Raw genomic sequence first — 9,403 nt, 5'->3', positions numbered from 1 at the left:
TCGACCGCTTTTTCGATCATAGCCTGGCCCGCACCGAGGCTATCGGCGGCCAGGAGCACCCGGCCGGCGTCCCGCAGGCGCCTGACTGTGGCCCCACCATCGTCCGCGAGAGCCTCGCCCGCTACGCCAGAAAACCGCAGCTCCCCTACGCTCCGGGTGCGGTCGATCGTTTTGAGAGCAACCTTCTCCAGACCCGCAGCATCGCCAGCTACGAAGTGCATACGACCGGCGGTATCGGCTACCAGAAACGCGTCGGCTTCCAGGAAGTCGAGCGCGAACAAAGCCGTTCCGTCGAGCTTTGCGCCGTCGAAGTCCACGCCTGCCCGGTCCCGGATCTCCACCGTTTCCGCGATCGCGACGGCGATTTGCGCCTCGCCCTTCGCTATCCTCGGCAGCCAGTGCGCCTTCAACTCCTCGCTACCGCCCTGTGCCAGCGCAAGGGGTGCCAGTACATGGGCACCGATAAAAGGCACCGGCGCGACGGCATAGCCGAGCTGCTCGGCCACAGCGGCGGCATCGAGCATTGTCATCCCGAGCCCGTCATGTTGCTCGGGAACCATCATTCCCCAAATGCCGATTTCGCCCAGCGCCGAACGCACGTTGTCGCTGAAGGGAACCGAGCCCTCCGCGCATTCGCGCACATGATCGAGCGGACAAGTATCAGCAAGAGTGCGGCTGATCGCGTCGCAGAGCATCTCTTGGTCTTGCGAAAGTCCGAAATCCATCAGGCGGCTCCCTTATTCTGCCCGCTTGCAACGGCCGTCGCCTGTTCGACGGCGGGAGGCGTTGCGAACTTGGGTTCGCGCGGCATTTCCAGCCCGCGTTCGGCGATGATGTTCTTCTGGATCTGGGCGGTGCCTCCACCGATGATCAGACCAAGCTGGAACATGTAGTTCCACTGCCAGGCACCGTCTTCGCGCTCGCGCTCGCTTCCGTGATAGAGTATGCCCATCTCGCCCATTGCGTCGATCGCGAGCGCGGAAATCTGATGGGCGAGCTCACAGCTCTGCAGCTTCACGACAAGTTTCGCCATGCCGCCGGCATCCCCCCTAAGGCTGTTCGACAGGATGCGCATGCCGTTGAATTTCATCGCCGCGACTTCGGCTTGCAATGCAACCAGCCGGTCACGCAGAACGGCGTTGTCCATTGCGCAACCCTGGCCGATGCGTTCTTTTTGCATCAGCCTGACCAGCGCCTGGAGCCGGTTTTCCAGTGCATCGGGGTCGCCCAGCATGCCACGTTCATGGCCCAGTGTGGCATTGGCCACGTACCACCCCTGCCCGCGCTGCCCGACGATCTGATCCAGGGGAACCCGCACGTCGGTAAAGAACGTTTCATTGAACTCGGCATGACCGGTCATGGTCTTGAGTGGTCGGACCTCGATCCCTGGTGTGTCCATCGAGAAGATCAAGTAGGAGATGCCGCCGTGCTTGGGCGCGTCCGGTTCGGTCCGAACAAGGCAAAAGATCATGTCCGCCTGCTTGGCCGTGCTGGTCCAGATCTTCTGTCCGTTGATGACAAAGTCGCCATTTTCGACGCGGGCGCTGGTCTTGAGCGCGGCGAGGTCCGATCCCGCTCCAGGTTCCGAATATCCCTGACACCAGACTATCTCGCCATTTAGGGTCGGCTCGATCCATTGCCGTTTCTGGGCTTCGGTTCCGAGTTCCAGCAGCGTGGGAACGAGCATGGAAATGCCCTGGTTCGCAAGGCCTGCGGGGATGCCAGCGCGCGAAAATTCCTCGGCAATGATCCGCGATTTCAGGATGTCCGGCTCGGCTCCGTATCCGCCGTATTCCTTGGGAATCGTACGCGCCGTGTAACCATGCAGGATCAACAGCTTTTGCCATTCGACGGCTTCGGGGGAAGGGCGCGCGGCACGGCCTTGGCCATCGGGTGCGCGGTGACCGTGGGTTTGCAGGAACTGGCGCACTTCCTCGCGAAACGCGTCATACTGGGGTCCGTAGTCGAGATCCATCTTGGTCTATCCTTCTGCGCGCGCGATCGCGACGGGTCGGAATACTGGCAGGCGAAAATCTTCGGAGATCGGCTCGAAATCCAGCGTGACCGGCAGATCGAGCTCAAGCTCGTCGAGCGCGCAATCGACCAGCCGGGTTGCCATGCGCACTCCCTCCTCCAGTTCCACCACCGCAGCGATGAAGGGAATCTCGCCGGCGAAGGCGGGATGCAGTGCCTGATGGGTCACCGTCCAGGAAAACAGCGTGCCATTGCCGGTGCTACGCTCCCACGACCATTCAGGAGAACCGCATCGGGCGCACATATAGCGCGGCAAATGCCGAAAACTGCCGCATCCTTCGCACTGCTGGAAGTAAAGGTTGCCGTCCTGACACCGGTTCCAGAATTCCTGCTCCACCGGATCCTGCGGGCGCGGCTTTGGCTTGGCTGGTGCGGCCTGCGCCGAGGGGCGCATCTTGGGCGGCAGATCTTTCTCGTCGCTCACGCAAACCTCCTCAAAATCGCTATACTGCCGTCACCCAGATCGCCCCAGCCGGTCACCAGGCCGGTCTGGGCGCCTTCGACCTGCCGCTCCCCACAATCGTGGCGCAACTGACGCACCGCCTCGACGACATGGTTCAGTCCCCAAACATGGGCCTCGCTCAGCAGGCCGCCATGGGTGTTGACGGGATAGCGCCCGCCCAGCTCGATCTGGCCATTCGCGACGAACTCTGCCTGTCCACCTGGTTCGCAATAGCCCAGGGCCTCCAGCTGAAGGAGAACCACGTAGGTGAAGCAGTCGTAGATCTGCAGAAAATCCATGTCTTCGCGATCGACCCCCGCCATTTCGAACGCGCGCGGCGCGGCGTAGCTCAGGCCGATCTTGAAGGGGTCGGGACGCGAAGGGATATCGTCGGCGGGGTAAGGATGCCCTTCAGCCGCACCGGCGATGCTCACGGGAACATGCGGCATGTCCCTGGCGCGGTCTATTCGCGAAACCACGACTGCGCATGCCCCGTCAGTCTCCAGACAGCAATCGTAGAGGCGAAAGGGTTCGGATATCCAGCGCGCGGAATGGTAGGTTTCGGCATCCAGTTCCCGGCCATAAGTGAAGGCCTGCGGATTCATCTGCGCATGGCGACGGCACGCCAGTGCAACGGCCGCCATCGCTTCCGGGCCGATATCGTAAATTCGGGAGTGCCGGGTGGCGAGCCAGGCATACATCTGCACCGGCAGGAACACGCCATACGGAATGTAATAGCCTTGGATCGTATTCGTCAGGGTGTTCATGTTCATCGGCCGCGTCGGCGGTGCGCCAGGCTTGGGCCGCAAGGCGGAATAACCGTTCCACCCGAGCGTCACCAGCACATGGTCGCATAAGCCGCTGGCAATTGCCATCGCGGCGTTCTGGAGTGCCGTGGTAGGGCTCGCCCCGCCCATGTGGACCGTAGAGGCATAGCGCAGAACTTCGATACCGAGGTTAGCCGCCATCTCTTCCGAGGTGGTGTAGATCGGCGGAGGAACCATGCCGTCGATATCCGACGGCTTCAGCCCTGCATCTGCTATGGCTTTGCGCGATGCTTCCAGCATCATGTCGACCGCGGTTTTCTCGGTGCCTTTCACGAAAGCGGTTTCGCCCACTCCGGTGATGGCCGATTTGTCGCTTAAGCTCATGCCTGCCTGACCGCCTGGTAATCGCGTTCGAGCTGTTCGGAAAGAGCGCGCACCCTCTGATAGGTCTCCGGCGGACGCAGTCGCAACTCGCGGCGGACATCCTCCAACGGACGATCGAGATTTTCTTCCCAGTAGAAGGTGGTCAGATCGGCTGCAGCCCGGCCCCGGCGCCACGCTTCAAATGCAGCGCGCGCCACTGGCAACTGGGCAGCTTCCAGTTTCATCTTGGGAATGCCGACGCCCAAGATGAAAGCGATCCCGTGATTATAGAATTGCGCGTTTCCGAAGGACAGCACGCACAATTCGCCCAGTGCGTCCCTGCCGTATCCGGCGACGTCATGAAACAGGTCATGCGAATCGCGAAGGCGCCGACGATAGAGGGAAACATCGGGGTCGCCGAGGTCCTCCAGACCTCCGGCCTCGCTGGCTTCCGCCAGACCTTCTGCTGTCAGACCCTCCCCGTAAACAAAATCGAGGTAGGCTCGGCCAAGCGTGCCAGACGCACAGGTCGCAAGGCGTTTGCGATCGCACAAGGTTTCAAGTAGGTCGGCCCGGTCGGAAGCGATACGCCGCCCATCGCTCGACTTCATGAAGCGATTGAAATTCCGATAATAGGAATTGCCCGACAATGCCTTGACGATACGGAACACCTGCGCCGTATCCTCCTTGTCGGCAATCAACTGCCTCATTGCCCCAGCGCTCTGAGAGGCTCTACGGGGCGGCGCAATTCATGACCTTTGGCGTAAGCCATCTTCTTGCCTCCTGCGCTTCACTTGTAGATACCAGCGGACGCCAACGCCTTCTCGGCTCCATCGACCAGGTCGCGCATCACTTCGGCGGCAGGCCGGATCGAATCGATCAGGCCGATGCCTTGCCCCGCGAAGCCGGGGATGACATCCTTGCGCTCTGCCTTGATCCCGGAGGCCATGACCGGGCCGGAGATCATCGACTGATAGGGCATCGGCAGAGGCTCCTTTCCGGCCTGCACCCAGGCGTCGGCCCATTTGTTACGGATCATGCGCGCCGGTTTGCCGGTAAGCGATCGACTAACGACCGTATCGGCATCGCCGCTTTCGGTGATCGCCTCTTTCTGGAAGCGCTCGATGCCCGCTTCCTCGGTCGCGAGAAATGCCGTGCCGACCCACGCGCCCTCTGCCCCCAGCATCATCGCAGCGGCAACACCCCGGCCATCCGAGATACCGCCGGCCCCAAGGACAGGAACACGATCGCCAACGGCGTCGACCACCTGGGGAATCAAGGAAATAGTCCCGATCGGCGAGTTGTGACCTCCGCCATCGTGCCCTTGCGCGACGATCATGTCGATGCCCGACCCGACGACCTGTTCGGCGTGCTTGACCTTGCCGATCACCGCCATGACCTTGGTGCCATTGGCATGGAGCCGATCCATCCACGGTTCAGGATTGCCAAGGCCGGCAGCATAAACCGGCACCTTTTCCTCGATCACCACTTCCATCTGCGCCTCAAAGAATTCCTTCGAGAACAACTGCGGGCCGCCCTTGCCCATTTCAGGCGCGCCCGCCGCCCGCATGGCGGCGGCAGCATCGACCTCCGGAAGCTCTTCACGATCCATGAAGTCGCGCGCGAACTGCTGATATTCACCCATCAGATCCATGGGATTTTGGGGTGCAGCACCGCTTTGAGGGGCAGAGCCGCGCCTGACCGACGCGGGGAGCAGCGTATCGACACCGAAAGGTTTGTCGGTCAATTCCCGGGTCTGGCGAATCCAGTCACGCAACTGATCGGGCGAACACGCCGCGGCACCCAGGACCCCGAGCCCGCCGGCATTCGAAACCGCAGCCGCCAGCGCCGGAACGCTCGCTCCGCCCATCCCGGCAAGCAGGATCGGGTACCGGATCCCCAGCATTTCGCATATTCGGCTCTTCAACGCCATTCTTCCTCTCCAGCCACTTGCCTAAACGCACACTCAAACTATTGAAAATTCTACAGCTGCCCCCACCGCACCCGCTGCGAGACCAGCTCGGGGCTGCGCTCCGAAAGATAGACGGCAGAGCCGGCCACCAACCGGCTCATTGCTTGACGGGCCGCGGCGCTGTCGCCAGTCCGCACTGCCTCGAGCACCCGCACCAGAAACTTCATCTGCACCGCCCGTTCCTGTGCCGAATATCCCAGCGAATGGGAAAACTCGCGGGTCAACAGATGCATCGCAGAGGTCAGCAAACCGAACAGCGGATTGCCGCTCGCCCAACCCAACAAGTCGTGAAATCTGCGATTAAGTTCCTCGAATTGATCAGAGGCTTCATGATGCCTCAATTCCGCCAGACACCCTGCCAACGCGCTGAGATCAGCGGTAGTTGCACGCTGGGCTGCATACCCTGCGACATCGGGAGCAATTGCTTCGCGCAATTCAAGCAAACCACGCAAATCGGCTTCCATGAAATGCAGAATCAATGACAAACTGCTTGCAAAATCGCCGGTCTGCGGACGGGCTACGACGGGACCTCCACCACGGCCGAGCTGGAGATGGATGACCCCTTGCAATTCCAGGAACCGCAAAGCCTCCCGCAAAGTTGCGCGCGCAACCTCGTAACGCGCGAGCATTTCATCCTCGCGCGGAAGCCTGTCACCCGGGTTATGGCGACCCGCCTCGATGTCCCGCACGATGCTTTGCGCAAGAGAAAGGGCACGCTTGGCCTTCTTCACCGCTGACATCCGCCACTCATCAGCACACCCGCACCTCTCGAATAAAAAGTATAAGGATATTAGCAAACCTTCGTTGGATCGGCACACTATCCGATGGGATTGGTGTCTGCAAGGGACTAAAAGAGTATACGATTTATTGACTGCACGAGATGTCTCCCTTAAGGATGACTGAAGGCCGATCAGGCCTGAGATGTAGAAGGAATAGTTCTTATGGACAGCCAGATCGCCGAGCCGGATGCCGCGGCGAGGATCGCGTCAATTCCGATCGAGGAAATCGACGTGGCCCGGCCAAGCCTGTTTCAGAACGATACCATCGGTCTATTTTTTGACAGGTTGCGCGCCGAAGAACCTGTCCACTACTGCCGCGAGAGCTATGTCGGCCCTTACTGGTCCATTACCAAGTTCGACGACATCATGGCGGTGGACACCAATCATAAGGTCTTCTCTTCGGAAGCGAAGCTAGGCGGAATTGCAATCCAGGACATGCATTCGGTGGAAGGCGCGCTCGAACTTGAAATGTTCATAGCGATGGACCCGCCCAAGCACGATCAGCAGCGCAAGGCGGTGACTCCGGCAGTGGCTCCGTCCAACCTGCAACTGCTCGAGCCGATCATCCGCAAGCGCGCGGGAGAGATTCTCGATGAACTCCCGATTGGCGAAGATTTCGACTGGGTGGATAAGGTTGCGATCGAGTTGACGACGATGACGCTGGCAACCTTGTTTGATTTCCCTTGGGAGGAGCGGCGCAAGCTGACGCGCTGGTCCGATGTAGCAACTGCGGCACCTGAAACCGGGATCGTCGAATCCTACGAGGCGCGGCGCGAAGAACTCATCGGTTGCGCGATGTATTTCAAGACTCTGTGGGACGAACGGATAAACGAGGAGCCGAAGAACGACCTCATCTCGATGATGGCTCATTCTCCCGCCACGCGCGACATGCCGTTCCTCGAGTTTCTCGGCAATCTTATGCTGCTGATCGTCGGTGGAAACGACACAACACGCAATTCCATCAGCGGCGGCGTGCTCGCCTTGAACCAAAGCCCGGACGAGTACGCGAAACTCGACGCGGATCCTTCGCTCATTAGCAAAATGGTTCCGGAAATCATCCGTTGGCAGACCCCCCTCACTCATATGCGCCGCACCGCGCTGGAAGATTGGGAGATCGGCGGCAAACAGATCAAGAAGGGCGACAAGGTGGTGATGTGGTACCTGTCAGGCAACCGCGACGAGAGTGCTATCGAGCGCGCGGACCAGTTCATCATCGACCGCAAAAATCCGCGCCATCACCTCTCATTCGGCTATGGCATTCACCGCTGCATGGGAAACCGGCTCGCGGAACTGCAGCTGCGGATCATCTGGGAAGAAATTCACAAGCGCTTTTCCCGGGTCGAGGTTACAGGTGAACCAGAGCGTCTTTTTTCAAACCTCGTCCGCGGAATCACCAGGCTGCCGGTGCGGCTCCGCGCCCGCTGACTCTCGAGATCGAAATGCGGAGTTCAAGATGATCAAAATTACGTTCGTGGCTAGCGATGGTGAGCGACGGGAGGTCGAAATAGAAGAAGGCGAGACAGCCAGGGAAGCGGCGCTATACAATGACGTGCCGGGTATCGATGGCGATTGCGGAGGGGTATGTGCTTGCGCGACCTGTCATGTGCATGTCGATCCCGAATGGATCGACAAGGTGGGTCGGCTTATGCATGATGGAATGGAGGCCGACCTCTTGCAGTTCGCCGAAGGCACCACTGAATACAGTCGCCTTGCCTGTCAGATTCCGATGAAGCCGATGCTGGATGGATTGGTTCTTCACCTACCCGAACAACAATACTGACGGAGGGATCCTCGTCCCCGTAGCCTACATTCTTATCTGTCTTTCCTTGATTCTTCGAGAAAACACCCATGGCCACACAAATCGAGCCCGCAACCCAGACCGACGAAGACGCCTTCCGCGCGGAAGTGCAGCAGTTTCTGGCGGACAATTTTCCCGCCGAACTCAAGGGCCAGTCGAACGCGCTGGCCGGCGTGGACGGCCCCACCAATGAAACGCCGGCGCAGACCAAGTGGCGCGAAGCCGTGGGCGCGCGCGGCTGGGGCACCCCCACCTGGCCGAAGGAATACGGCGGCGGCGGCCTCACCAAGGCGCAGGCCAAGATCATCGACCAGGAATTCGCCAAGGCGGGTGCCTACAACCCGATCGGCGGCATGGGCGTCATGATGTTCGGCCCGACGCTGCTCGAATACGGCAACGAGGCACAGAAGCAGGAGCATATTCCGCCGATCTGCCGCGGCGAAATCCGCTGGTGCCAGGGCTATTCGGAACCCAATGCCGGCTCTGACCTCGCGAACCTCCAGACCTTTGCCGAGGACAAGGGCGACCACTACCTTGTCAACGGCCAGAAGACCTGGACCAGCGGCGGCCAATGGGCCGACAAGTGCTTTGCAATTGTACGAACCGACAAGAGCGACAAGCACAAGGGCATCAGCTTCATGCTGATCGACATGGACACGCCCGGCGTCGAAGTCCGCCCGATCACCATGATCAGCGGGACCAGCCCGTTCTGCGAAACCTTTTTCACCGACGTGAAGGTCCCGAAGGAAAACCTCGTCGGCGAGGAAGGCCAGGGCTGGACCATCGGCAAGCGCCTTCTGCAGCACGAGCGCACCAACATCTCGGGCGGCGGCAGCCTCGCCCGACTCATGGGCCAGAGCCTTGGCGATATCGCCAAGAAGTACCAGCCGACGGGCGCCGACGGCGAACTCGCCGATGCGGTGCTGCGCGACAAGATCGCTGATTTCGAAATCCGCTGGAACAGCTTCCTGCTCACCGCGCGCCGCGCGATGGAAGAGAGCAAGGCAGCTGGCGGCGTCTCCGAAATCAGCTCTGTGCTCAAGAAGCTCGGCACCAAGCTGAGCCAGGAACGCAGCGAATTGCTGATCGAAATCCGCGGGTTGCAGGGCCTCGGCTGGGAAGGCGACGGCTTTTCGGACGGCGAGCTCGGGGCCGTGCGCGCGTGGCTCTTCGGCAAGGCGACCACCATCTATGGCGGCTCGACCGAAATCCAGAACAACATCATCGCCAAGCGCGTGCTCGGCATGC

The 9,403-nt window shown here is 60.6% G+C and carries 10 protein-coding genes; 3 read left to right on the top strand and 7 right to left on the bottom strand.

Going from position 1 to position 9,403, the window contains the following annotated elements; translation table 11 throughout:
* The 7 genes from AAFM29_RS03355 to AAFM29_RS03325 form a co-directional block, all read right to left on the bottom strand.
* Positions 1–725: acyl-CoA dehydrogenase family protein (locus AAFM29_RS03355; protein WP_341711411.1), on the bottom strand; the 725-nt coding region annotated here is incomplete at its 3' end.
* A complete protein-coding gene (locus AAFM29_RS03350) occupies positions 725–1,975 on the bottom strand; it encodes an acyl-CoA dehydrogenase family protein (protein ID WP_063506922.1) in 1,251 nt (416 codons plus the stop codon). The genes AAFM29_RS03355 and AAFM29_RS03350, both read right to left, overlap by 1 nt.
* 6 nt (positions 1,976–1,981) lie before the next feature.
* Positions 1,982–2,458, bottom strand: a complete 477-nt coding sequence (locus AAFM29_RS03345) for a Zn-ribbon domain-containing OB-fold protein (RefSeq protein ID WP_006834185.1) — start codon at positions 2,456–2,458, stop codon at positions 1,982–1,984.
* Positions 2,455–3,627, bottom strand: coding sequence for a transporter (locus AAFM29_RS03340; protein WP_006834186.1), 1,173 nt, complete (start codon positions 3,625–3,627; stop codon positions 2,455–2,457). The genes AAFM29_RS03345 and AAFM29_RS03340 overlap by 4 nt, the downstream gene beginning before the upstream one ends.
* Complete coding sequence (locus AAFM29_RS03335) at positions 3,624–4,316, bottom strand: Coq4 family protein (protein ID WP_006834187.1); 693 nt, start codon at positions 4,314–4,316, stop codon at positions 3,624–3,626. The genes AAFM29_RS03340 and AAFM29_RS03335 overlap by 4 nt, the downstream gene beginning before the upstream one ends.
* A gap of 80 nt (positions 4,317–4,396) precedes the next feature.
* Entirely contained in the window at positions 4,397–5,539 is a 1,143-nt protein-coding gene (locus tag AAFM29_RS03330) for a nitronate monooxygenase family protein (RefSeq protein ID WP_006834188.1), read from the bottom strand.
* A gap of 50 nt (positions 5,540–5,589) precedes the next feature.
* The gene (locus AAFM29_RS03325; RefSeq protein WP_006834189.1) at positions 5,590–6,318 is read right to left on the bottom strand and encodes a FadR/GntR family transcriptional regulator; all 729 of its coding nucleotides are present in this window, start codon (positions 6,316–6,318) and stop codon (positions 5,590–5,592) included.
* Positions 6,319–6,519: 201 nt separating this feature from the next.
* Between AAFM29_RS03325 and AAFM29_RS03320 the strand changes: the two genes are divergently transcribed.
* From AAFM29_RS03320 to AAFM29_RS03310, 3 genes are all read left to right on the top strand, one after another.
* Positions 6,520–7,782 carry a cytochrome P450 gene (locus tag AAFM29_RS03320; RefSeq protein ID WP_006834190.1) on the top strand — a complete coding sequence of 421 codons (1,263 nt, stop codon included), beginning with the start codon at positions 6,520–6,522 and terminating at the stop codon, positions 7,780–7,782.
* 28 nt (positions 7,783–7,810) lie between these two features.
* Complete coding sequence (locus AAFM29_RS03315) at positions 7,811–8,137, top strand: 2Fe-2S iron-sulfur cluster-binding protein (protein WP_006834191.1); 327 nt, start codon at positions 7,811–7,813, stop codon at positions 8,135–8,137.
* Between the two features lie 68 nt (positions 8,138–8,205).
* Positions 8,206–9,403 (top strand): acyl-CoA dehydrogenase family protein (locus AAFM29_RS03310; protein ID WP_341711410.1); only part of this gene is annotated, 1,198 nt, incomplete at its 3' end.

The sequence above is a fragment of the Erythrobacter sp. genome (assembly GCF_038133525.1).
Classification (GTDB): Bacteria; Pseudomonadota; Alphaproteobacteria; order Sphingomonadales; family Sphingomonadaceae; genus Qipengyuania.
This window is presented reverse-complemented; position numbering and strand designations above follow the sequence as displayed.

Excerpts from the sequence above, each read along its gene's own strand:
- AAFM29_RS03350 (WP_063506922.1), bottom strand. The coding sequence starts at position 1,975 with ATGGATCTCGACTACGGACCCCAGTATGACGCGTTTCGCGAGGAAGTG.
- AAFM29_RS03340 (WP_006834186.1), bottom strand. The coding sequence starts at position 3,627 with ATGAGCTTAAGCGACAAATCGGCCATCACCGGAGTGGGCGAAACCGCT.
- AAFM29_RS03335 (WP_006834187.1), bottom strand. The coding sequence starts at position 4,316 with ATGAGGCAGTTGATTGCCGACAAGGAGGATACGGCGCAGGTGTTCCGT.
- AAFM29_RS03330 (WP_006834188.1), bottom strand. The coding sequence starts at position 5,539 with ATGGCGTTGAAGAGCCGAATATGCGAAATGCTGGGGATCCGGTACCCG.
- AAFM29_RS03325 (WP_006834189.1), bottom strand. The coding sequence starts at position 6,318 with ATGTCAGCGGTGAAGAAGGCCAAGCGTGCCCTTTCTCTTGCGCAAAGC.
- AAFM29_RS03320 (WP_006834190.1), top strand. The coding sequence starts at position 6,520 with ATGGACAGCCAGATCGCCGAGCCGGATGCCGCGGCGAGGATCGCGTCA.
- AAFM29_RS03315 (WP_006834191.1), top strand. The coding sequence starts at position 7,811 with ATGATCAAAATTACGTTCGTGGCTAGCGATGGTGAGCGACGGGAGGTC.